Here is a 24,137-nt window from a genome sequence, read left to right as displayed (position 1 = left end):
TTTTAGGCTCTTTTTTTTCTCCACTTTCTCTCCCTGATGAATTATTCAGGCTAGGTTTAATAATACCTATGGATTTCTTTTGTGATTGAAGTTCAGTAATTGAATTAAACTCCAAAGGCAAAACAAGGGATTTACGCTCTTCCCAATTATTATTGGTTCCTATCTCTCTAATAATATTGATGGATGTGTCATTGATCCTATAGCTCTCTTCTCTGAAGTCTTTTTCGTTTCTTTCGATCTCAGCGCTAATAATTGACCATCTTTTATACCTCTTGTCAGTATCTAGTCCGCGATATCTAATTGGATAGATACGAATCCATTGTATGGGTTTTTCATTGTCATCTAAAAGGATCCCAGCTGTGCAAACCGTTTCTTTATATTTTTGGCTTATAGAAGGATAGGTTTTGGTCGCAATCAGGATTTTTCTTCTTTGCATATTGATTTAGATCGGGCATTACGCCTATAAATCCCACAATTGTATAAATAGTCATTAAAATTTTAGTTTAATGTAAAATGCCACAATCCTACAAAGAAAAGCAATTTACTATTGCTAAGGCGATCTCGCTCTTTATTGAGTATGTCTTCAAATAAAAACAACAACGCTTTTTGCTGTTTTGTAAGAGAAATGTGCGAGGGCTCAAACCCTTTAGTCCCAACAAGGTAGCTTGCCTTGTTCCGAAATGATTGCCCCAAGCCCACGTTAAAATATATGTCTTGACACTTCTCTATACATCCCGATCGATACCGATGATATGGAGATCGATATGTTTTAGCGATCGCACGATATTTTGCGTGAGAGAACCTTTTAAAAACATTTCCCAGCGTGATTTGAGACTCTCTCCGATCACAATTTGCGTAATATGATACTTATCTGCCATGTCGATTATTGCTTTGGCAACATCATGACTGCTTTGCCGTAAAAAGGTTCCATTAAATTCGCGACATAGGCGTTCGCAGGTCTCAATATGTAAGCTTTCTTCTTTCGTAAGAAAGCGATCGGGGTTTTCGACAAAGAGAATGTATAGCCTCGCATTCATATAACTGGCGATTCTCGCGCCACGACGCAGGAGGCGGATGGAGTTGGGATAGGTCGAGATGCAGACCATCACACTTTCATGGATATTACAAAATTTATTGGTGGAGCTGTGACCCGCGATCGCACTCCGAGGCAGGGAGTTTTGCTCTTCATAGCGATCTTCTTCGATGTTGTCGGCAACTTCGCGCAGGGCGAGTTCGCGCAGAGCCACTAGATTTTTACGCTGAAAGAAGTTTTCTAGGGATTGCTGAATCTTGTTGGGAGCGTAGATTTTTCCTTCTTTGAGACGTTCTTCTAAGGTTTCAGGTGTTACATCCACAACCACCAACTCATCCGCTTCATCCAAAAATGGATCGGGGATGCGCTCTCTCACAACCACGCCAGTAATTCTAGCAACTAGATCGTTGAGGCTCTCTAGATGCTGAATATTCACAGTCGAAAGCACGTCAATGCCAGCAGCAAGAATGACTTCAACATCCTGATAGCGCTTTTCTCGTTGCGAACCAAATACATTCGTATGTGCGAGTTCGTCAATGAGAACCACTTGGGGCCGACGTTGTAAAATCGCCTCGGTATCCATCTCGGGGAGCGTCACCCCACCCCGAACGATCTGCTGACATGGAATCACCTCCAAACCCTCGATTTTTGCTGCCGTTTCCTTACGACCGTGGGTTTCGACCAAGCCGATCGCGACATCAATACCATCCGCTTTCATTTGATGGGCTTCGTCTAGCATCCGATAGGTTTTCCCAACCCCCGGAGCCATACCAATAAACACCTTATGCTTGCCGCGCCGCTGAGGTCGCTCGTAATGGGTTTGGGTATCGCTCTTTTGGGCGTTTTGAGGATTTTGGGCGTCTTGAGAAGAAATCATGGGAGTAGATTGCGATCAGGATTCGGCTAAATTGGCTTCAATACATCTAGATCTAAATTTAACTTAAGCACATTCACAGCAGGCTCTCCAAAGATACCCAAGAATCTCGCTTCCGTATTCTTGGCAATCAGAGGTTCGATTTGGGCGGCAGGTAAAGATCTCGCTTTTGCGACGCGATCGAGCTGGGCTTTCGCACCTTCAGGCGTAATATGGGGGTCGAGAGAAGAGCCAGAAGTATAGACCAGATCGGCGGTTGGCGTAACACCTGCTTTTTTGAGGTTCCCTATGGTATCTGAAACGCGCTTGAGCAGATCGGGATTGCTGGGGGCATAGTTGCTAGCTCCCGATACACCCGTCGTTTGACCGATATTTTTAGGATCTTTCTCTTTATCCGTAAAGCTGCTGTAGTTGGTGGTACTGGGACGACCCCAAAAATACTTGTCAGCCGTAAAGTTCTGTCCGATCAAAGCCGAACCCACAACTTTCCCCTGACTGACAATTATGCTGCCGTTTGCTTGATAGGGAAAGATTGCACCAATTCCCAACATCAAAACAGGATAGAGCACAGTGGTAAGCACCCACAGAACGAGAGTGGCACGGATAGCAGTAGTGATTTCTCGCAGGAATAACATTTAAACTTTCCCTTTAAAATTTTTCAGGTACGAACATGACTACAAATAGATAGACAGACAGAACGAAGGTCGTAAGAATGAGTAACCCGATCGCGTAAGCCTGTCCTTGCGAAATCCCTTCGTTATTGGCATAGATAGCTGGCGCAACGGCGAGGTTGGCACACATAAACAGAAATAGCTTTAGGGGAACTCTCCGTTTTTGCCATTGTTGCTTAACTTGAGCGAAAACTTGATTGCTGTTCATAGGTTTAGGTTCGTGAAAATTGAGAACGATAGAATTAGGCAAGACCCACTGCTGCGATCGCGATATCGATGCCTTTAATTGCAATAAAGGGCGCAATCACACCACCCAACCCGTAAATCAGAATATTCCGTTGCAGAAGCTGATCGGCAGTGAGGGGGCGGAATTGCACGCCCTTGAGCGCTAAGGGAATCAGGGCTGGAATAATCAGGGCGTTATAGATCAGTGCCGAGAGTACGGCTGAATTCGGACTGCTGAGAAATAATACATTCATGCCACCAATGCCCGCACTAGCAAACATCGCAGGAATAATCGCAAAGTATTTGGCAACATCATTGGCGATCGAAAATGTGGTCAAGGCTCCGCGTGTAATCAAGAGTTGCTTCCCAATCGTCACCAAATCGATCAGCTTCGTCGGATCGGAATCTAGATCCACCATATTCGCTGCTTCCTTTGCTGCCTGCGTACCAGAGTTCATGGCAACGCCGACATTGGCTTGGGCTAGGGCAGGAGCGTCATTCGTGCCATCTCCCGTCATCGCTACGATTTTACCTTCCGCCTGTTCGCGTTGGATCACGCTGATCTTATCTTCGGGTGTGGCTTCGGCAATAAAATCATCTACCCCTGCTTCAGCGGCAATCACTTCCGCCGTAATCCGATTATCACCGGTCAGCATCACCGTGCGCACACCCATACGCCTGAGTTGATCGAAGCGTTCGCGAATGCCGGGTTTGATAATGTCTTTGAGGTAAATCACGCCATAAATGCGATCGTTTTGACAAACCGCTAGGGGCGTACCGCCCAGCCTAGACACCCGCTCGTAGGCAAGATCCAATTCCGAGGAGATTTGAGCGCTGGCACCACCCCGCGATCGCACGAAGCCCTTGACCGACTCCACCGCACCTTTGCGAACTTCCTTCCCATCAGGTAAATTTGTACCGCTCATTCTGGTTTTTGCCGAGAAATCGATGCCCTCCGCTTGCGATCGCTCAAAATCCACTGTTGCCTCTAGCTTCTCTGCCAGTCGGACAATCGACTTTCCTTCTGGGGTCTCGTCAAATACACTGGCAGCAAGAGCAACGCTCGCCATCTCTTGGAGCGAATTTCCATTCACGGGAATAAATTCTTCTGCTAGGCGATTACCGAGCGTAATTGTACCCGTCTTATCGAGAATTAGCGTACTGACATCACCACAGGCTTCTACGGCACGTCCAGAGGTGGCAACTACATTAAACTGGGCGACCCGATCCATGCCTGCAATTCCGATCGCACTGAGCAAGCCGCCAATCGTCGTGGGAATCAGTGCCACGAGCAAAGAAATCAGCAAGGCTACGCTGACTGGACTTTTGACATCGTTCGCGATCGGTGGCAAGGTCACCACCACGATCAGAAACACCTGCGTGAGTACGGCTAAAAGTACGGTCAAGGCAATTTCATTGGGGGTTTTACTGCGTTCGGCGCCTTCGACAAGGGCAATCATGCGATCGATAAATCCCTTCCCAGGATCGGAAGTGACCCTAATCACCAATTCGTCTGAGATAATCCGCGTTCCGCCTGTAACTGAGCTTGCCATATCAGACCCCGGTTCCTTAAGCACGGGAGCCGACTCACCCGTGATTGCAGACTCATCCACAGAGGCAATCCCACCAATCACTTCACCATCGGCGGGAATCATATCTCCAGCGACAACTTTAATCGTATCGTCTTTTCTGAGCGCCGTGGAACTGATCTCTTGAATCGAACCATCGGGAAGTAATTTGCGTGCTGTGGTATCTGACTTGGTGGCTCTGAGCGAATCTGCCTGTGCCTTGCCTCGTCCTTCGGCTACAGCTTCAGCAAAGTTGGCAAATACCACCGTAAAAAACAGGATGAACGTAATTAACCCATTTAGCAGTCTAGGATTCGTTCCACTCGCCTGACCGAAGAGATTGGGCTCAATCGTCACAAGGGCTGTGACAATCGTACCGATCCAGACGATGAACATGACAGGGTTCTTGACGGCAATGCGGGGATTGAGCTTGGTAAAGGACTCTAGAATTGCCCTTTGATAGAGTCCAGAAGTATCAACTTTTGCCGTTTTGCGGCGCGATGGATTTGTCATAGGGAACAGTTATGAATTTATATTAGTCGGATGAGGAGAGTTACTGCACATCCTTCTGAATGTGACTGCCTTATGCTCACATTCCATTTATCCAAAGGGTTTGATCCCCCTGCCCTATCGGGCATCCCCCTTAATAAGGGGGACTTTCTAGATTCTCCCCCCTTATTAAGGGGGGCTGGGGGGGATCTAAACCCAAAACGAAGCAACAGGAAACTTTAGAAGAAAGTGCAGGGACAAAGGTTCTAAGGCTAGCCACCTCTAGCAATCTGGAATGCTTCAGCGATCGCACCGAGAGCTAGAACGGGGAAGAAGGTAAGTGCGCCGAGGATGAGAATTACCCCAGTGGTTACGCCCGTAAACAGTCCTGTATCGGTGCGGAGCGTGCCTGCTGTTTGCGGTACGGGTTGCTTATTCGTCATACTCTCAGCGAGGAGGAGTAATGCGATAATCGGCACATAGCGTCCTGCCAAAAGGCTAAAGCAAGTGCTGAGATTCCACCATAGAGCGGTTGGGGCGGGTTGACTATCGCCCAAGCCCTCAAATCCCGAACCGTTATTGGCGGCGGCTGAAGTATATTCATAGACGATCTGAGAAAGACCGTGAAAGGTGGGATTGCTTGCCCCACTTGTACTCCAAGCATCGGCTACGGCTTTGATTTGAGCGGGATCGGTCAATCCAGGATTGGTGAAAGTAGATAGAAAGTCGGGAAAGGCGAGGGTAATTGCCGTTGGAATCAAGATCGCAATGGGATGAACGAGCAAAATTACGCTAGAGAGAACGATTTCGCGTTTCTCAATTTTGCGACCGAGAAATTCTGGTGTACGTCCTACCATCAGCCCCGTGAGAAATACGGTCAAAATCAGCATGACAAAGATATAAGCGGTGCCTGTACCCTGTCCGCCCCAAACGATCTGCAAGAACATATTGAACAGGGTGACAAAACCACCCGTGGGCATGAGAGAGTCATGCATGCCATTTACCGCACCGCACATGGTAGCCGTCGTGATTGCTGCAAATAAAGCTGTCTGCGCCCAGCCGAAGCGAACTTCTTTCCCTTCTAGATTAGGTGCATTTGTGCCTAGGGAGCCGAGGGAACTGTTAACTAAGGGATTGCCTTGAAACTCACCGATCGCAGCGATAGCAATCAGGACTAAGGCAATTCCAAACACCATCCAGAAAATTAACCAACCTTGCTTGCGATTGTTAGCAAAGATGCCATAGGTATAAATCAGGGAAGATGGAATGGCAACCATAGCAATCGTTGCGATCAGGTTTGAGGCAGCACTAGGGTTCTCAAAGGGATGGGCGGAGTTAATCGCAAAAAAACCACCACCATTCTCGCCCAATTGCTTGATAATTTCAAAGTGAGCGACGGGGCCCAGTGCGATCGCTTGGGTTGCACCCTCTAGGGTCGTAATTATTTTTGGAGCAGCTAAGGTCTCAGGCACGCCCGCAATCAGTAATAAGATGCCGCCCACGATCGAGAGTGGTAATAGGATGCGTGTAATCGCAAGCGTTAAATCGCGATAGAAATCTCCCAGCGATCGCCCCGTTAAACCGCGAATGAAGGCAATTCCCACCGCCAGACCCGTTCCCGCTGAGGTGAAAAACATAAACCCCAAAGCGAACATCTGACTGAAGTGGCTAAAGGTCGTTTCGCCAGAATAATGCTGTTGATTCGTATTCGTAACAAACGAGATCGCCGTGTGCAAAGAAGTGTCCCAAGTGGGCGCAGGCAAGCCCGTAGGATTGAGCGGCAGCGACCCTTGAAACGTAAAGATCGCGTAGATGAACGCAGCCATGACGAGGTTGCTATAGAGCAAGGCACGAATATATTGCCAGCCTGTCATATTCCCATTCGATTTACTTTTGTGAATGCCAAACAGGGCATAGATAAATCGCTCAATGGGCAGTACCACGGGATCTAGAAAGGTTTTCTCTTCAAGAAATACACGCGCCATGTAGTTGCCCAAAAAGGGCGCGATCGCGACGATCGTCAGTAAGGTGAGGGCGATTTGCAGAAATCCTTGAAACATATTGCTTAAAATGCGAGTGCTTAAGATGCGATCGACAGACTCGAACGTAAACTCGATAACCCCTCGATCTTTGCGCGAAAATCCATGTTGCGCAAGGTATAGTCTGGCGTTTAGGCGTGATTTATAAGCTTGATATAGGTTGTGTTTAGAAACCATCTAAACGCGATTCGTTAAGGATTGCACGGGCTCAAAGCCACTTCCCATCGGTCAAAGTCATCATCTGCAATCTATTCGCGATCGCTGCAAACAAACCCAGCTAAGCGCTCCCAATCCTTCGCTATATAATAAAAGCAACCAATGAGTTCAGGAGCCAAAACCCATGGTCAGCCAACTGAGCAAAACTGAAATTATTTATCCCGAAAGCGATGGGAAACCAATGGCAGACAATACCAAGCAGTTCCGATGGATTTTGACAATCCAGCAAAATATTGACTGGCTATACAGCAACGACCCTCAGGTCTTTGTTGCTGGCGATTTATTGTGGTATCCCGTTGAGGGACAAACTGAAATTTCGGCTGCCCCAGACACGATGGTGGTATTTGGTCGCCCTAAAGGAGACAGAGGCTCCTACAAACAATGGGAAGAGGACAATATCGCTCCTCAAGTTGTCTTCGAGATTCTCTCGCCCAGCAATAAGTCTGTAGACATGGCAAAAAAACTGCTTTTCTACGATCGCTACGGCGTTGAAGAGTACTACATTTATAACCCTGAGAATGACAATCTAGAAATCTGGGTTAGACATGGTAGTAGTTTGGATAGCATTCCCGAATCTCATAATTGGGTTAGTCCTAGACTCGGTATTCGCTTCGATTTGTCAGCCGATGAACTTCAAATCTATCGACCTGATGGAACTAAGTTCTATTCTTATATTGAAATCCATAGGATGTTAGAGCAAGAAAGTTTACGAGCCGAGCAAGAAAGCTTACGGGCTGAGCAAGAACGGCTACGTGCCGAGGAAGCTACTCAAAAGCTTGTCGATATGGAGGCAATGCTCAAACAATATCGCGATCGCTTTGGCGAACTTCCTCAATAAAAATCACTTTGTCTTGATTCCATGCCCACCCCATCCCACCCACAAAATAGTTTATTTATTGCTGGCATGGAATTTGATGCGCGTGTAGTCGCGATCGCTCTATTTATTGCGATCGCAGTGATGGAATATTCAACGCCACCAGACTATATCTTTGGCTACCTCTATACCGCTCCACTCGCGATCGTGGGTTCTCGTTTTCGCCGTTCCACTTCTCTCTGGATTTATGCCTTGGCGATCGTCTTGACCTTGGGCGATCTATGGATTCCAGGGGGGACAGCTTTTGCCGCCTCAACGGTAGCCAACCGCACGATCGCGATAATTGCCTTAATCGTCACCTTCATTCTCACCGATCGCAATCGTGACTATGCTGAGGATATGACCAAGGTGAAAGTACAGTTGCACGCGCAAGAAGCCTTGGCAAAGGTGAGAGAAGATTTTATCGCCACCCTCACCCACGATCTCAAGACACCCTTACTGGGTGCGATCGAAATGATGCGATTTCTTGCCAACGGAAAATTTGGCGAGGTCACACCCGAGCAACAGCAAGTATTTGAAACCCTGCGAAAAAGTCATGGAAATACCCTGCGCATCGTTCAGATGCTTTTGGATGTATTTCATAACGATGCCAGAGGACTAAGGCTACAGGTTACAAGGGTAAACCTCGTGGAAATTGCCAGAGAAGCTACGGAAGCGATCGCCGCGATCGCCTCCAGTCGCGAGATCGAAATTCGGATGGAAGTCACGAGTAGTTTTGCCCATTTTTGGTTACATGCCGATGCTCTGCAATTAGAACGAGTATTTGTGAATTTACTTGCCAATGCTCTGCACCACAGCATTCGTGGCAGTGAAATTCGGCTAATTTTAGAAGCGCCTCCCCATATCTGTATTGCCAAAGTTTTAGATACGGGGTCAGGGATTGCCCCAGAAGATTTGCCCCACCTATTCGATCGGTTTTATCAAGGTGAAAGCGATTCCCATCCAGATGCCTACCGCCGACTCAATACGGGTTCGGGCTTGGGGCTTTATCTCAGCCGTCAAATTATCGAAGCCCATGGCGGTAAAATTTGGGCAGAAAACCAAGCTCCTAAAGGTGCTATGTTTGGCTTTACGCTACCTAATTAAGCCCTATTCATGCCATGAAGATTTTGTTGGTAGAAGATGATGAATTGTTTCGCTTAGGTTTGCGGGTAGCACTCCAGCAAGAGGGCATTGATGTGTTAGCCGAAGCGAGCGATGGTGAAACGGCAGTTCAACTAGCGCAACAATTACCTATCGATGTAGTCGTGCTAGATGTCGGCTTGCCCGGCATTGGTGGCATTGAGGCCTGCCGTCAAATTCTACAGGCTAAACCGCAACTTCCGATTCTAATCCTGACTTCGCGCGCCCAAAAATCTTTGATTGCTCAACTTATCGAAGCTGGGGCAAAGGGATATTGCCTGAAGGGAATTGAAGCCAAAGTCCTAATTTTGGCATTGCGATCGCTAGCAGCAGGGGCTTCTTGGTGGGATCAGTCCGTCACAGGCGAAATTCAAGCAGCCTTTCAAAGAAATTTCAAATCTAGCCCTGAATCAACGCCCAATTCCCTAACCAAGCGAGAGCAAGAAATTCTCGTTCTGATTACAGAAGGAAAAACCAACCATGAAATTGCCGATATTCTTTATATTGCGCCTGGAACGGTCAGAGTTCACGTCCATACGATTTTGCATAAATTAGGCGTCAGCGATCGCGCCCAAGCCGCCATCTTTGCCTTTCAAAATGGCTTAATCTAACTGGTCTAACTCATAATGGTGCGCTAAAGCGATCGTAATCTGTCTTAGCTTGGGTAAGATACTTTTAGGTAACAAAACCTACCAATATATTCTGGTGTGGTCTTTGATTGCTGTTATTTCTCATCTTGATTTGCGAGAATCTACATAGCTATACATTGTTGGAAGCAAAATGCCTGAAACTGTCATTCATGTGGAAAAACTCAGTAAAAAGTACATGATTGGGCATCAAATGCAACAGCGTAATTCGACACTGCGCGATCTATTGTCAAACACGGCTAAATCCATTACTCAAAGAATATTCAATCCCTATCAGAAAGTAGAAGCTCCTAGCTATGAAGAATTTTGGGCATTGAGAGATGTTTCCTTTGAAATTAAACAGGGAGAAGTCGTTGGCATTATTGGTCGCAATGGTGCAGGGAAATCAACTTTATTGAAAATCCTCAGTCGCATTACCGAACCAACTTCTGGACGTATTGCTATTAAAGGAAGGGTTGCCAGTTTATTGGAGGTAGGAACAGGCTTTCATCCAGAACTCACGGGTCGAGAGAATATCTTTCTCAATGGTGCCATTCTCGGTATGAGTAAAGTTGAGATTAGTAAAAAATTTGACGAAATTGTTGACTTTTCAGGGGTAGAAAAATTTCTTGATACTCCTGTAAAGCACTTTTCTAGTGGAATGTATACCCGACTGGCATTTGCTGTAGCAGCACAATTGGAACCTGAGATCTTAATTGTTGATGAAGTTTTAGCAGTGGGAGATGGAGAATTTCAGAAAAAGTGTCTTGGGAAAATTGAAAATTTGTCATCCGAAGGAAGAACCGTCATATTTGTTAGCCATAATATGGGAACGATCAACTTTCTTTGCGACAGATGTATACTGATGAATCAAGGAAACTTAGTCCTTGATGGAGCTGCAGGCTCAGTTATACAACAATATCTCACTTCAGCTACAAGTTATTCAGCAGGGCAACAGGTTTGGTCAGACTTGAATAAATCTCCTGGGGATGAATTTGTGCGTGTGAGAGCTATACGAATTGTCGATAAGGAAAACAAGGTCTGTACTACTTTTGATGTTAGAGATCCAGTCTTTGTAGAAATAGAATTTTATGTTTTAAAAGAAGTTCGAGTTTTTGTCGAATTTTTCTTCCGTAATGAAATTGGACAAATTACTTTTGCTTCCAAGGATAATTTAGATTCTCCGTGGAAAGATGTGGAATACCCTTTAGGTCTATATCGAAGTGTTTGTGAAATTCCAATGGACTTTCTGAATGATGGAACAATTTCTGTCAGCTATGGAATTATTACAGGACATCATAACATCCATGCGAGGGGGGATGATATCCTATGCTTTAGTGTTACAGATAGACTCGATCCAGAAGGAGTTCGTGGGAATTTTCAGTATGAATGGATTGATGCTGGTGTACGCCCAAGACTAAATTGGCAGGTGGACAAGATTGATTGAGTAGTTATTGTATTGTTTTATACTTTTTAAGTAGCAAGATAGATAGTTGAAAGTTTTAAAATAAATTTGTTAGTATTGAGGAATTAGGTATGTCAAAAATTAGTCTTCTCATTCCAACACTGCGACCTACTGAGATCTTGCAAAGAATAGAAGAGTTTGCTGAGACAAATGCGAACGTAGACTATGAAATTGTTGTTGTTAGCCCATTTTTAGTAACTGGAGATAGAGTAGTTCATGTTCGTGAAGAAACTCCATCAGGGACGGTTGCAGCCATGAATCTAGCGTATAAAAAATCTTCAGGAGAATACGTAGTTTACTTGTCTGATGATGTGTCTCCTGCAATAAACTGCCTATCTATCATGCTTGACTTTATAAAAACAAAGAAAGAACCATTCATTGCGGGGTTCTCCCCACAATATATGAGTGGAGAGAAGTTCCCAGTCTTCAGTGTTTACGGTAGATTGTATGCTGGATGGGGATGCATATCTAAAGGAACTGCTGAAATGGTGGGTGGACTCTTCAACCCAAGTTATAGAACTGCTTGGGTAGATCCTGATTTGTGCCTTCGAGTTTGGCTTTTGGGTGGAAGAGTTGAGGTCTGTGAAGATGCGGTTCTTATCGTAAAGGATATTCATGATTCTATAAAATCAGATAACTTAAAAAATTATTTTGATAAAGATAAAGAGATTTTTTTTAATGAGTGGCATGACAAATTAGGTGAGGGGGTAGATAAACATTGGGCTATGGAAAATTGGGAATTTGTAAACAACCCAGGATTTGAGTACATCTATAAAAGATTGCTGGAGTCCAAGCAAAAAACTGAGCTTGAGTTAAGGCAAAAAATTGAAGCTATGGAAAGTAGCAGGTTTTGGAAACTTCGTAATTTTTGGCATCAGTTAAAGAATAGGCTAAAAAACGGTTGATTTTAATGCAAAGTGTTTTATTAGTACGTGGGGGATTAAAGCTATAAGCTGTGATTTAGGATAATGAGAATGGGTAAATTGAATTGGACTCAAAGCTTTTAAAAATTATGATCAATCGATTGGCAAAGCAGATATTCTTTGGGGTTACCCCACCTATTTTAACAGGTTTAATTAGGCAACTGATTCATCGTTCAAAACATCAACAGAATGATGAGCTTAAGGGATTTCATGAAAGTAAACAAAGCATTGAATCTGATGAATATATTCAATGGATCTGTCAGATTTTAGGAGGATGGCTTTCTGCGGGACATGGCAACATTGCTGCGTTTGATTATGCGATCAAACAGATGCCTGAGAATGGTGCAGTTATTGAGATTGGTTCGTTTCTAGGGTTATCTACCAATATTATTGCTTACCTCACAATTAAGCACGATCGCAAGAACCCATTTTTTAGTTGCGATCCTTGGTTGTTTGAATGTACCGAAGAACCCATTGGTGGTTATTTTGATGCTAGTCGCAAGGAATATCGTGACTATGCTAAAAAAGTATTTGAAATGAATTTAGAACTTTTTAGTGGAAATAGAAAACCCTACGCAATAGAAGACTTATCTGGAAATTTTTTAGAAAATTGGCATGCTAAGTCAACCGCTCAAGATGTGTTTGGTCGTTCAATAGAGTTTGGTGGTTCAATCAGCTTTGCCTATATCGATGGGGCTCATACCTATGAGGCAGCCAAAGAAGACTTTCTCGGCATCGATCGCTATCTCTTGCCGGGTGGTTTTGTGCTTTTTGATGATTCTGCTGATGATTCGCCTTTTGATTGCAAGAAAGTAGTTGCTGAGGTGATTGCCAATCCTGCCTACGAACTAGTGTGCAAAACGCCCAACTATTTCTTTCGCAAGATCAAGTGAATGCCCTACTGATAAATCGTGAATTAATGAGTACCGATAATACGATGACTACCTTTTCCTTATTGCTGCCAACATGCGATCGCGTCGAACTAGTATATCGCTTCTTTCAAAGTCTGGTCGATACAACCGAAAACCTCAAAGAGATAGAAATCATTCTTGCCATTGATGAAGATGATTTAGCTAGTCAGGATATCATTCATAATGAACTTCAACTGAAGAAGGTTATTTTGCCTAAAGGTTCTACGATGGGTAATCTGAACCGTGCTTGCTTTGAGGCATCTTGTGGACGTTATGTCATGCTGGTCAACGACGATATAATCGTTCGGACTAAAGGTTGGGATCGAGCGATCGCTGATGTACTAACGAGGTTTGAAGATGATGTGGTGCTGATTCATGTCAACGATCTTCTCTTTCGGGAAAAGTTACCTACTTTCCCCATGCTCTCTCGAAAATCTTGTTTGGAAATTGGTATCTGCGCTCCTGAGTATCAAAGATATCGTATTGACGATCATATCTACGAGATTTACAATCTTTTGGCTTATCTAGGATACAAGCGAATCGTCTATCTGCCAGATGTGATCTTCGAGCATGACAATTACGCCCTCCGTGAAAGCTTAGATCCACAACAGAAACTTCAAAGTCAAGTCTTCAAATCTACCGACCATAAAGTTTATCTACCCAATCAGCAAATTATTGACAAAGACGAGCAATTTTTTCAATCAACCTTTGAGCAACGGAAAATAGATGCCTTAAAGCTAATAAATCTCATTGACTCACATAGAATGCATCAACAACAGATCGTACACGAGAGCTTGTTGCGAGATTTGAGAGATTCCTTTAGTTATCGTAAACCTCAATTTATTGGACAAGTTAATACATCTAGCTCAGATCGGGTAGAAGTAAAGGATAAAGTTACCATTGCTGTAGTCACATCAAGTATCTATAAGCCTCACGCACGTAGATGTTTAGCGCAGTTAAAACGGTACACAAACGATTTTGAGTTAATTATTCTTGATAACAATGGCACCAAAGACTTTAATCATTCTAGAGAGATTAACAAGGTTCTCGATATCGTCAAAACTGATTTTCTTGTAATTATGGATGATGATGTCTTTGTAGAGGATGGATGGTTGCAAGGATTGCTCAAATCAGTAGACGATCGCACGGGTGTAGTTGCCCCCATGCATAAAGATCGTAGAGGTAGAATTTCCTTTTCGGGTGTTTATCTTAAAGGCGATGGATTAGGTACGCACGCACATCTAACTGATTTACCCAATCAACCAAGAGTCTGTCAATGCTTATGTAGTGCGCTGCTTTTGATTGATATGCGTAAATGCAGAGAAATCAGATTTAACGATAAGTATAAAAAGTATTTTTTAGATCTTGATTACAGTTTAAAAGTTTGGGAAGCAGGTCATCAGATTATTTGTACGCCCTATACTACGGTAACTCATATCGGCGGGGCAACTTTACCCTATCGATCTGCAAAAGCTGACTTACTATTTGACCGAGACTCTCAGATCTTTATTGAAAATTGGATCTCTTCAGGGAGATTAGCCAAAATTGAAGCTGAAATTTGGAGACAGTTTATGGATCTCTATTTGGCTGTAGAGATTCCTCAAAGAATTAGTCGCGTGTTAGATACCAATGAAGTATTTAAGCAGGACAGTGCCAATATTCTGAATCATGTAACGAAGCTTATAAAAGACAGCAAACCATTTAGTCTATTTGAAGAGATGTTAGCAAAACAACTAGTTAAATGCATTTTGCTTTCTGAAGATCGGGGCATGATTGAAAAAGTAAAACTCTTTGAGAGTTTACTCAGTCTGCTTGAACCTAGATTTCAGTTAGAGCTAACTATGAAAAGATTAGATATTCAAAAGGAGCATCTTTCTCAGAATTCCAATTCAATTCAATTATTATCCTATTACTTGACAAGAGCCTATTGTATATATCGTATGTATGGGAAAAGATCTCTATTGGGTCTTGTAATGGGATTTTTGCGCTTACGTCAAGCCTAAATAACGTTAGTTCAGGATAAGCCGAAACCCTTATTCTGCTGCCACAATTACGATCGCTGCTGCTTCCTAAATAAGCCTGATATGCTCAAGCCCGTCACAATCAATCCGATCAGTCCCAATCCATTGAGAATTGGATAAAAAGCCTGCAAATGGAAGATCTCACCGGTATGAATCCGTAAAAGTAGGTTAGATTTTACGCCAATATCTAACTGCCATTCTTGGACAACCGTAATCAACATTCCTGTGATCAGCGTTAGAAAGAGAGGAAGGCAAACAGCAAGCGCTATATAACGATGCAACTTGCGAAAAAGGAAAAATTTCATCATGCGTTTGTCCCTATGATTTTTGGTGGAAAGGTAACCAATAAGAAATACAACAGATCTTCGCACATTTACATCGCCTCAATCCCCCAAATAGGCTTCAATTACCGCAGGATCGTTTTTAACCACTTCAGGTTCGCCCAACGCAATCAATTGACCAAAGTCTAAAACCGCAATGCGATCGCATAGCCCCATCACCAATGGAACGTGATGCTCGATCAACAGCACTGTCAAGTTAAACTGGTCGCGAATCTGGCGAATGAACTCGCTCAACTGTTTCTTTTCATTGGGATTCATGCCTGCGGCGGGTTCGTCCAATAACAGAACTTGGGGCTGTAAAGCCAAAGCACGGGCAATTTCGAGGCGGCGCTGATCGCCATAGGCAAAGTTTTTAGCTTTTTGATCGGCTTTCTCAACTAAACCAACCAAATCGAGAAGCGAACGGGCGTTGTTTCGGGTGTGACGTTCCTCTCTGGCTGTTGGTGGCAAGCCTAAAATGCCGCGAAAGATACCTGTTTTAGTATGAATATGGTGCGCGATCGCTACATTTTCTAATGCCGACAATTCACCAAAGAGCCGAATATTTTGGAATGTTCGCGCAATACCGCAAGCCGCAATTCGATGAGACCGCAATTTGGTAATGTCTCGCCCTTCATAAACCAGTTTGCCGCTAGAGGGAGACAATAATCCCGTAATCATATTGAATAGGGTCGTTTTTCCCGCTCCATTTGGACCAATCAAGCCAAAAATCTCATTTCGGTTCACCGAAAAAGAGACTTGATTGACTGCGACCAAGCCACCAAAACGACGGGTAATTGACCTGATATCCAAACAACTTTCTTCCAAGTTTTTACCTCCTTTTAATCGCGAATTTTAAGAAAAAAGCCTTTGGCTCTTGAACTGTTAACTGACAACTGACAACTGACAACTGACAACTGACAACTGAATTCTATCCATCATCAAGATTCGCATCATGTTTGGTATTCCAAGGTGCAAAAAAGGGTAAAAGCAGTAGTCCGGGGATTGCGGCAATTAGCGTAATCAAAAAGAATAAAGGCCACCCTTTGCGATCGCTTCCTGCTAAATAAATCATTTCGCTGAGAGCAGGTTGTGTAGGAACATACTGTTGCAATCGTTGTGCGATTTCGCCAGCGGCAGGAGAAGCCAATAGATCGCGACCTACGGCAAAAAGACTAGAAAATAAAGCAAACTGCGTTGCCGAAAAACTAGGATTGCATAGACTCATCAAAAAACCGAGGAATGCAGCCGTTCCTAAACCACCACAAAAGTTCTCAACATTAATGGCAGCAATCAGCCAGTAGAGATTTTTCCCCGCGATCGCGAGGGCGTAATAGCCTAAATTGCTCACTGCCTGTAAAAATCCAAATATCCATAGCGATCGGTTGATACCAATTTGGCTGAGAATTGCTCCCCCCGTTAACGTGCCCACAATTGTGGCAAATAACCCTAACCCCTGCCTGACATTGCCAATATCCGCATCGCTAAATCCCAGTCCTTTCCCGCCCAAAAACGGAACTGCCATCTTGCTAACCATGGCATCACCCAAGCGATAAAGAATGATGAAGATTAAGGTCAGAACGACCTGCTGCCAGCCCAGTCTGCGAAAAAATTCCAAAAAGGGGCCGATCACCGCGCGATCGAGGGTCTCTGGTGGCGTAGCAGGACGAACGGGTTCGGGCGACCAGGTTGCTGTAAATATACCTACTGCCATTAAAATCGCCATCAAGGCATACACCCAATGCCAACTAATCCGATCAGCAAGATTAAACCCTATAACCCCTGTTAAGATCAGTGCCGCTCGATAACCTGCCGTCCAAATTCCCGCGCCTGCGCCAAGTTCTCGCTCTTCTAGAACATCGGTACGATAGGCATCAATCACAATATCTTGGGTAGCACTCAGAAAAGCGATCGCCAAAGCCGTAATGGTCAAAGCACCGAGCGCACCTGATCGTTCTGTAACAGGTAAAGCGATCAGACTCGCCATTTGTGCCGAAATTAGCAAAATTGCCAGCAATAAACCCACCTGTGTAATGACCATCCACCCGCGTCGTCGTCCTAAAAAAGGGGGGACAAAGCGATCGATAAAGGGAGCCCACAGAAATTTTAACGAGTAGGGTAGGTTAATCAAGCCAAGCAGGCCTATGGTGCTTAAATCTAGCTGAGCCTTTGTCATCCAAGCTCTAAAAGCATCATCTGTTAAGGCATAGGGCAAGCCTGACGAAAAACCTAATAACAAGAGAGCAGCCATCTTCCGACTTTGAAATACCTTCAGCAAAGATTCAGTGGCTCTCATTGGTTAACAGTGGCTCTCATTGGTTAAGAAGAATACATAAATTGATAAAATCTCTACACAATTCTGAAGACATTGCATGTAGCTAATAACAATCCTTGAGATTAGATTACAATATATAGATAAGCGGAGACGAAAGTTTCCGTTCACTCCTCACACCACATTCCGCCTAGGCAATTTGTCTAGGCGGTTTCTTATATATTCTTTGTGAATGAGCAGGAATACTTACACATTAGTCTAAATCGTCACCGAAGAGACTGAAGTGATGGAGATTTCTAGATTTTAGGATGGCGCTTTTTCTAAGAACCCTAGTTTAAAAATACATGTCGTTGGGCATAGATCGTTTTTTGTGTTCCTGCACTTAACTGTTATACTAGCTACAAAGTTATTTGCCTTAAAAGCTGTCCACTTATTACCATAGGGAGTTAACAGAACATGTCATCAGCGGTTGCAGTCACAGATTCTAGCTTTGAGCAGGACGTAATAAACAGCGAAGTGCCTGTTCTGGTTGATTTCTGGGCACCTTGGTGTGGTCCTTGTCGCATGGTAGCTCCTGTGGTTGATGAAATTGCCGAGCAATATGAAGGCAAAATCAAAGTTGTGAAGCTCAACACCGATGAGAACCCTAATGTTGCCAGTCAGTATGGCATTCGGAGTATCCCTACACTCATGCTGTTCAAGGCAGGTCAAAGAGTTGATGTAGTTGTTGGCGCTGTTCCTAAGGCTACACTTGCAGGTACGATTGAGAAATATCTCTAAACATATCTTGGCATCCTTGCCAGTAAGCATAATATTCAAAAGCCTATCTAGCTAAAGAACCTAATTTGTGTGCCTAAGCAAAAAACGGTTGAGATTCTTTCTGCTGATGAATTACGTCGTACTGTAAATCGATTAGCATCTCAGGTGATTGAGGGTAGTAGCAGTTTGTCAGAGATTGCCTTATTGGGTATTCGTACCAGAGGCGTCCCTTTAGGTGAGCTAATTGCCAAACAGATTCTGCTCTTAGAAGGCGTTTCTGTGCCTGTAGGTGCGATCGATATTACGTTTTACCGAGATGATTTAGATCGGATTGGTTTACGTGCGCCTGGTAAAACAGAAATCCCGTTTGATATTAACGGCAAGTTAGTCGTTCTCGTGGACGATGTTATTTTCAGCGGTCGTACGATTGGTGCGGCGCTGAGTGCAATCCATGACTATGGCAGACCTAAAGTGGTTAGGCTGTTGGTTTTAGTAGATCGAGGGCATAGGGAGCTACCGATTCATCCCGATTTTGTTGGGAAAACTCTACCCACTGCCAAAGACGAGCAGATAAAAGTTTTTCTCCAAGACCTTGACCAACGAGATGGGGTCGTTCTGATCAAGCCGATCGCTGAGTAGAACTGAGTAGATAGGCAGAAGCTTCACTTCCGAAAAGCCAGACGAGCTTTGAGATGCTTTGGTAAGGGCGATCGCATCCCAAACCGATATTAAGCTAAGCTGACATTAAGTATAACCACCTATTATGTCAGGCATTTAGATTAATCATCGTAACTTATGTTGCAAAATGCAAACTCACTGCTTATGCTGATATATAGGTAAGCAAACTTGAATAGTCCGTTATCGAATTTTAATTTCGATCATGGCTATCCTCGTAGCAAATTCCACTTAACTTTTTGGTCGTTTTGTGAACTTAGCAATTGAAGAATATTGCGTTGTATTAATCATTAAAAATTAATATCAAATATGTTCACAATCCTAGCTAAAATTTAAAGTTGCGCTCAGGTTAATTCTTGCCTAGAGCTTAAGCAATTTGGAATCAATTCACTAGATGAAAAACTAAGTATTTTTACTCTGTCTCATCGCATTTCTTGAAGTACAAATTGCTTTATGGCTGTCATCAGCCTCTATATAAAGCCATAGGATATCAACATAATATGCCCATTGCAGTTGGAATGATTGAGACCAGAGGCTTTCCTGCTATTGTCGAAGCAGCAGATGCTATGGTCAAAGCCGCTCGTGTCACTCTTGTCGGTTACGAAAAGATTGGTAGCGGGCGTGTAACCGTCATCGTTAGAGGTGACGTGTCTGAGGTACAAGCCTCCGTATCAGCAGGCGTTGAGTCGGCGAAGCGAGTCAATGGTGGTGAGGTTGTATCTACCCACATTATTGCCAGACCTCATGAAAACCTCGAATATGTCTTACCTATTCGCTATACGCGTGAAGTAGAACAATTCGCTTTTTGAGCAACGCGAATCATATCGATCTGAGCAATTCCGAATTATGAATGACTAATTTCTAAAACATTACTGTTCTAGAAATAGTAAACCACTGAAAATCTATCACTGAACTTTAAGGAGAGTATATTTTATGGCGATCGCAGTTGGCATGATCGAAACACTAGGCTTCCCAGCCGTAGTCGAAGCCGCAGATGCTATGGTCAAGGCCGCCCGTGTCACCCTTGTTGGTTACGAAAAGATTGGTAGTGGCCGTGTAACCGTTATCGTTAGAGGGGATGTCTCTGAAGTACAAGCTTCAGTTGCCGCTGGTACTGAGTCTGTTAAGAGAGTCAATGGTGGACAAGTGCTATCTACCCACATCATTGCTCGTCCTCATGAAAACTTAGAATACGTTCTACCGATTCGCTACACCGAAGAAGTTGAACAATTCCGCGATAATGTTAACGCTATCCGTCCTCTAAACAGACCATAAAGCGCTTAATGTAGACCTAGCCCTATAGGGTTATCGGCCACGAAATGACTGCGAGTCAAGAATCATGAACTTAATCGCCATGGCGATCTCAATTCAAACTTCGCGACTCTTTTTCACCTCTCTATAGAATCATGCAAATTGCTAAAGTTGTCGGCACAGTTGTCAGTACATACAAAGAGGACAATCTATCAGGAACTAAGTTTTTGATGTTGCAACTCATTGATATTGAAGGACAACTCTCGATGGACTATGAAGTGGCAGCCGATACTGTAGGAGCAGGTGTAGAAGAGTGGGTACTCGTTAGTCGTGGTAGTGGTGCACGTCTTGTACGAGATAGTGAAAAACGTCCCATTGACGCTGCTGTGATAGCAATCATTGATACAGTTAGCCTTGATAATTACCTTCTCTACAGCAAAAAATCTGAAGGAAGATAACGCTTACGATTTCGAGCGAAATATTTTATTTCGATCAAAATATTTCGATCCAAAAATATTCAAGGCTAATCAATTCGTGAGAAAATTATTTAGAGAGAATCTTATCGGTTTTGTGATGTCTCGCAGTCCGAAGATTTATTCCAGATTTATCAAGCATGTATATTAATCAGGCTTCACATCCTCTCGCCCTTGGGCGTTCGGTCAGTTGACTAACTAAATAAGCCTAAATAAGCTATTTAGTTAAAGGATTTGCAGACGTATTTAAGTCATTTTTGTCATTGTAATCGTTATTTGGAGAGTGCGCTTTTAGCTCACCGATGTCGCCGCGATCGCGGTAATCAAGGAAGTTTTATGGCACGTTTAAGAGTATGGTAGTTCGTAGCTTTGCTGCTCCCCCCACCCCTTGGTCTAAAAATTTAGCTGAGCCAACAATTGACTCATCTGCCTATGTTCATTCCTTCTCTAACATCATAGGTGATGTTCGGATTGGAGCGAATGTTCTCGTTGCACCCGGAACTTCTATTCGTGCTGATGAGGGCAATCCCTTTCGCATCGGTGATAACACGAATATTCAAGATGGCGTTGTCATTCATGGGCTCGAACAAGGGCGAGTAACTGGGGATGATGACAAACAATACTCTGTTTGGATTGGCAATAACTCTTCGATTACCCACATGGCATTAATCCATGGACCTGCCTATGTTGGGGATAACTGCTTTATCGGTTTTCGCTCTACAGTCTTTAACGCCATCGTAGGGGACGGTTGTATTGTAGGAATGCACGTACTTATAGAAGATGTAGAGATTCCAGAAGGTAAGTATGTGCCCTCTGGATCTGTGATTACGACGCAACAGCAAGCCGATCGCTTGCCTGATGTTCATGAAGACGAACAGAAATTTGCCAGTCATGTGATTGGTGTAAATAATGCATTGCGAATGGGCTATCGCTGTGCCGATAATATTGAATGTATCGCCCCTATTCGTGATAATTTGCGCAAGCCCTCCAAACAGTCCTCTAGAGCGAATGGAGCAAAAGCCGCAAAAGCCGCGAAAGCAACGACTGAATCAAAATCTACTAATCAAAACCTCACGAATATGCAGTCACAGAACGGACAACACAAACAGGATCTTGCAGGTCAAGTTCGCCAACTTTTAGCTCAAGGACTTCGGATCGGCGCAGAGTATGCGGATGAACGTCGTTTTCGTACGAGTTCTTGGCAGAGTTTTACCTTGCCACAATCTAGCAGCGAATCAACCGTGATTTCTGCGATCCAAACTTGCTTGCAAGAGCATACGGGTGAATATGTCCGATTGGTCGGTATCGATCAAAAAGCGAAACGTCGGGTGCAAGAAATCATCGTGCAACGTCCTGACGACCAACCTGTGGCTGCTTCGACCGGTTCGAGTTCATCTCCATCTTCCTATAGTGCCAGTTCCAATGTGGGAGCGACCCATAGCCCCTCAAATGGTGGCGGGAATGGAAGTGCTTTGTCCCAAGATGTGCTGAGTCAACTCAGACAGGCATTGGCTCAAGGCTATCGCGTCAGTACTGAGTTTGCCGACGAACGTCGCGTAAAGGCGAGTGCATGGCAAACGGGCATTGCTTTTGATGCCTCTAACGAAGCTGGTGTAATTTCGGCGCTATCTGCTTATACAGCCGAGCATAGTAACGAATATGTACGCTTGGTGGGCGTCGATCCAAAAGCCAAACGTCGCATTTTTGAAGCGATCGTGCATCGTCCTGGGCAAGCCCCTCTCTCTGCTCAAGGTTCTTCGCCATCCGCCAGTTCGTACAAGAGTGCTAGCTCTAATGCAGGCGGTGCTGGAGGGAATGATTTTGTCGGTCAAGTCAGAAATTTGCTGGGACAAGGTCATCGTATTAGTCTCGAACATGCCGACGATCGCCGCTTAAAAACCAGTGCTTGGCAGCCCTGCGCTCCAATTACAGCAACCCATGAAGCAGGTGCGATCGCGGCGATAGAAGCCAGCTTGCGCGAATATAGCGGTGAGTATGTACGCTTGGTGGGTGTCGATCCAAAAGCCAAACGTCGGGTTGTTGAAACCATTATTCATCGTCCTGGTGGTAACCCAAGTGTTAGCGCTGCTCCAAGTTCTAGTTCTGCTGCTACGAGTGGCAAAGCCCAAGGTACAGCCCAAGCCTATTTAGGCAAACTCAGTGCTGATATTGTGAACCGCGTGCGTCAGTTGCTGTCACAGGGCTATCGCATTGGTACGGAACATACCGATGAGCGTCGCTTCCGCATTAGTTCTTGGCATAGCTGCTCTCCTTTAGAAGCAACGACAGAAGCCTCAGTGATTGCAGCGCTTGAAGCCTGTATGAACGAACACAACGGTGAATATGTCCGTTTGCTAGGAATTGATTCCAAGGCAAAGCGTCGTGTATTTGAAGGAATTATTCAACGTCCTTAATCTGCTCTGCTTTAGAGAGTTCATCAAGTAAGCCAACCAAATAAGTCAATGCATTTGCCACCTCTGGAACCAATTGGTGATTTTCACACCTACATAAGTGGCGATGTCACAATTCATCCTAGTGCGGCGATCGCACCGGGTGTATTAATCCAAGCAGACCCTGGCAGCAAAATCACAATTGCGGCTGGGGTCTGCATTGGCATGGGCACGGTTTTACACGCTCAAGATGGCGCGATCGAAATCGCCGCAGGGGTAAATCTCGGTGCTGGGGTTCTCATCTTTGGGAAGAGCAAAGTCGGTGAAAATGCCTGCGTGGGGTCATCTAGTTCGATTGTGAACTATGCGATCGCAGCAAGGGCTTTAATTGCACCTGGATCTTTGCTGTGTGAAACCATAGCTCCACCTAGTGAGGCGATCGCGCCACCAGCGATATCCGTATCAGAGGATCCTGCACCCCCATTACCCCCATCGGCAGTGCCAGTAACCATAGAGAAATCAACAGAAACGCCTTCCACTGAGCCCATATCTACGTTTGTCGATCCATCCCCCTATAAACCACCCGAACTTATTTCTGTGAGTTCGCCTTTTCCAGCGACTCCTTTTGTTCCACCACCTTTGCTGAATCAACCTTTCAATCTGCCCACTAGTCAGCCAACCAATCAGCCGAACGGTGCGATTCCCGATCGAGCATCGCTAACCCCAGAAATTGCTGAAGTAACCCCAACTCCACAAACGCCAGAAACGCAAGCTTCAACAAATATCAGTACGCAGCAAACCTACGGACAAACGCAACTCAATCAACTGATGGGCAAGCTCTTTGCCCACAGGCAAAATAATCTCATTCAGCCCACTCAACCTCCTAACCCACCAGCATAAGCCCAAAGATAGGTTTTAGAGATATGGAGATGGAACCTTT

General features: G+C 44.5%; 22 protein-coding genes and 1 pseudogene. 14 read left to right on the top strand and 9 right to left on the bottom strand.

The annotated features are described in order from the left end of the window. The 6 genes and pseudogenes from V2H45_RS11640 to kdpA form a co-directional block, all read right to left on the bottom strand. Nucleotides 1–436: pseudogene (locus V2H45_RS11640) on the bottom strand (hypothetical protein); the annotation flags it as partial. A 289-nt stretch (nucleotides 437–725) separates the two neighbouring features. Then, nucleotides 726–1,910 carry a sensor histidine kinase KdpD gene (locus tag V2H45_RS11635; protein WP_330483820.1) on the bottom strand — a complete coding sequence of 395 codons (1,185 nt, stop codon included), beginning with the start codon at nucleotides 1,908–1,910 and terminating at the stop codon, nucleotides 726–728. 26 nt (nucleotides 1,911–1,936) lie between these two features. Further along, nucleotides 1,937–2,542, bottom strand: coding sequence for a K(+)-transporting ATPase subunit C (gene kdpC / locus V2H45_RS11630; protein ID WP_330483819.1), 606 nt, complete (start codon nucleotides 2,540–2,542; stop codon nucleotides 1,937–1,939). A 13-nt stretch (nucleotides 2,543–2,555) separates the two neighbouring features. Then, the gene (locus V2H45_RS11625) at nucleotides 2,556–2,786 is read right to left on the bottom strand and encodes a potassium-transporting ATPase subunit F (RefSeq protein ID WP_330483818.1); all 231 of its coding nucleotides are present in this window, start codon (nucleotides 2,784–2,786) and stop codon (nucleotides 2,556–2,558) included. Nucleotides 2,787–2,820: 34 nt separating this feature from the next. After that, nucleotides 2,821–4,884, bottom strand: coding sequence for a potassium-transporting ATPase subunit KdpB (gene kdpB, locus V2H45_RS11620; protein WP_330483817.1), 2,064 nt, complete (start codon nucleotides 4,882–4,884; stop codon nucleotides 2,821–2,823). A gap of 248 nt (nucleotides 4,885–5,132) precedes the next feature. Beyond that, a complete protein-coding gene (gene kdpA, locus V2H45_RS11615; RefSeq protein ID WP_330483816.1) occupies nucleotides 5,133–6,920 on the bottom strand; it encodes a potassium-transporting ATPase subunit KdpA in 1,788 nt (595 codons plus the stop codon). A 319-nt stretch (nucleotides 6,921–7,239) separates the two neighbouring features. Here kdpA and V2H45_RS11610 point away from each other — a divergent pair, with 319 nt between their 5' ends. The 7 genes from V2H45_RS11610 to V2H45_RS11580 all read left to right on the top strand — a co-directional run bounded on the left by V2H45_RS11610 (nucleotide 7,240) and on the right by V2H45_RS11580 (nucleotide 15,039). Then, complete coding sequence (locus V2H45_RS11610; protein ID WP_330483815.1) at nucleotides 7,240–7,953, top strand: Uma2 family endonuclease; 714 nt, start codon at nucleotides 7,240–7,242, stop codon at nucleotides 7,951–7,953. A gap of 21 nt (nucleotides 7,954–7,974) precedes the next feature. Continuing rightward, nucleotides 7,975–9,075: a sensor histidine kinase gene (locus tag V2H45_RS11605; protein ID WP_330483814.1), complete on the top strand. Its 1,101-nt coding sequence runs from the start codon at nucleotides 7,975–7,977 to the stop codon at nucleotides 9,073–9,075. 14 nt (nucleotides 9,076–9,089) lie between these two features. Further along, nucleotides 9,090–9,722: a response regulator transcription factor gene (locus tag V2H45_RS11600; protein ID WP_330483813.1), complete on the top strand. Its 633-nt coding sequence runs from the start codon at nucleotides 9,090–9,092 to the stop codon at nucleotides 9,720–9,722. A 169-nt stretch (nucleotides 9,723–9,891) separates the two neighbouring features. Continuing rightward, on the top strand, nucleotides 9,892–11,184 hold the full coding sequence (locus tag V2H45_RS11595) for an ABC transporter ATP-binding protein (RefSeq protein ID WP_408648771.1): 1,293 nt from the start codon (nucleotides 9,892–9,894) through the stop codon (nucleotides 11,182–11,184). A gap of 89 nt (nucleotides 11,185–11,273) precedes the next feature. Beyond that, nucleotides 11,274–12,107 (top strand): glycosyltransferase family 2 protein, encoded by an 834-nt coding sequence (locus V2H45_RS11590; protein WP_330483811.1) that lies wholly within the window; start codon nucleotides 11,274–11,276, stop codon nucleotides 12,105–12,107. A 107-nt stretch (nucleotides 12,108–12,214) separates the two neighbouring features. Next, entirely contained in the window at nucleotides 12,215–13,018 is an 804-nt protein-coding gene (locus V2H45_RS11585) for a class I SAM-dependent methyltransferase (protein ID WP_330483810.1), read from the top strand. 44 nt (nucleotides 13,019–13,062) lie between these two features. Then, complete coding sequence (locus tag V2H45_RS11580; protein WP_330483809.1) at nucleotides 13,063–15,039, top strand: glycosyltransferase; 1,977 nt, start codon at nucleotides 13,063–13,065, stop codon at nucleotides 15,037–15,039. 47 nt (nucleotides 15,040–15,086) lie between these two features. Here V2H45_RS11580 and V2H45_RS11575 read toward each other — a convergent pair whose 3' ends face one another. From V2H45_RS11575 to V2H45_RS11565, 3 genes are all read right to left on the bottom strand, one after another. After that, nucleotides 15,087–15,362, bottom strand: a complete 276-nt coding sequence (locus V2H45_RS11575; protein ID WP_330483808.1) for a PepSY domain-containing protein — start codon at nucleotides 15,360–15,362, stop codon at nucleotides 15,087–15,089. A 78-nt stretch (nucleotides 15,363–15,440) separates the two neighbouring features. Further along, the gene (locus V2H45_RS11570; RefSeq protein WP_330483807.1) at nucleotides 15,441–16,205 is read right to left on the bottom strand and encodes an ABC transporter ATP-binding protein; all 765 of its coding nucleotides are present in this window, start codon (nucleotides 16,203–16,205) and stop codon (nucleotides 15,441–15,443) included. A gap of 103 nt (nucleotides 16,206–16,308) precedes the next feature. Continuing rightward, a complete protein-coding gene (locus V2H45_RS11565) occupies nucleotides 16,309–17,673 on the bottom strand; it encodes an AmpG family muropeptide MFS transporter (RefSeq protein ID WP_330483806.1) in 1,365 nt (454 codons plus the stop codon). 432 nt (nucleotides 17,674–18,105) lie between these two features. On the opposite strand from V2H45_RS11565, the gene trxA reads away from it, so the two are divergent. From trxA to V2H45_RS11530, 7 genes are all read left to right on the top strand, one after another. Continuing rightward, complete coding sequence (trxA, locus tag V2H45_RS11560; protein ID WP_330483805.1) at nucleotides 18,106–18,429, top strand: thioredoxin; 324 nt, start codon at nucleotides 18,106–18,108, stop codon at nucleotides 18,427–18,429. A 69-nt stretch (nucleotides 18,430–18,498) separates the two neighbouring features. Then, nucleotides 18,499–19,047 (top strand): bifunctional pyr operon transcriptional regulator/uracil phosphoribosyltransferase PyrR, encoded by a 549-nt coding sequence (pyrR, locus tag V2H45_RS11555; protein ID WP_330483804.1) that lies wholly within the window; start codon nucleotides 18,499–18,501, stop codon nucleotides 19,045–19,047. A 536-nt stretch (nucleotides 19,048–19,583) separates the two neighbouring features. Beyond that, nucleotides 19,584–19,892, top strand: a complete 309-nt coding sequence (locus V2H45_RS11550; protein WP_330483803.1) for a carbon dioxide-concentrating mechanism protein CcmK — start codon at nucleotides 19,584–19,586, stop codon at nucleotides 19,890–19,892. Between the two features lie 124 nt (nucleotides 19,893–20,016). Next, nucleotides 20,017–20,358: a carbon dioxide-concentrating mechanism protein CcmK gene (locus V2H45_RS11545; RefSeq protein ID WP_330483802.1), complete on the top strand. Its 342-nt coding sequence runs from the start codon at nucleotides 20,017–20,019 to the stop codon at nucleotides 20,356–20,358. Between the two features lie 131 nt (nucleotides 20,359–20,489). Further along, nucleotides 20,490–20,792 carry a EutN/CcmL family microcompartment protein gene (locus V2H45_RS11540; RefSeq protein WP_330483801.1) on the top strand — a complete coding sequence of 101 codons (303 nt, stop codon included), beginning with the start codon at nucleotides 20,490–20,492 and terminating at the stop codon, nucleotides 20,790–20,792. A 368-nt stretch (nucleotides 20,793–21,160) separates the two neighbouring features. After that, entirely contained in the window at nucleotides 21,161–23,221 is a 2,061-nt protein-coding gene (locus V2H45_RS11535) for a ribulose bisphosphate carboxylase small subunit (RefSeq protein ID WP_330483800.1), read from the top strand. Between the two features lie 48 nt (nucleotides 23,222–23,269). After that, complete coding sequence (locus V2H45_RS11530) at nucleotides 23,270–24,097, top strand: LbetaH domain-containing protein (protein WP_330483799.1); 828 nt, start codon at nucleotides 23,270–23,272, stop codon at nucleotides 24,095–24,097. Nucleotides 24,098–24,137: the final 40 nt, after the last annotated feature.

The sequence above is a fragment of the Tumidithrix elongata BACA0141 genome (genome assembly GCF_036349135.1).
In the GTDB taxonomy this organism is placed as follows: Bacteria; Cyanobacteriota; Cyanobacteriia; order Pseudanabaenales; family Pseudanabaenaceae; genus Tumidithrix; species Tumidithrix elongata.
This window is presented reverse-complemented; position numbering and strand designations above follow the sequence as displayed.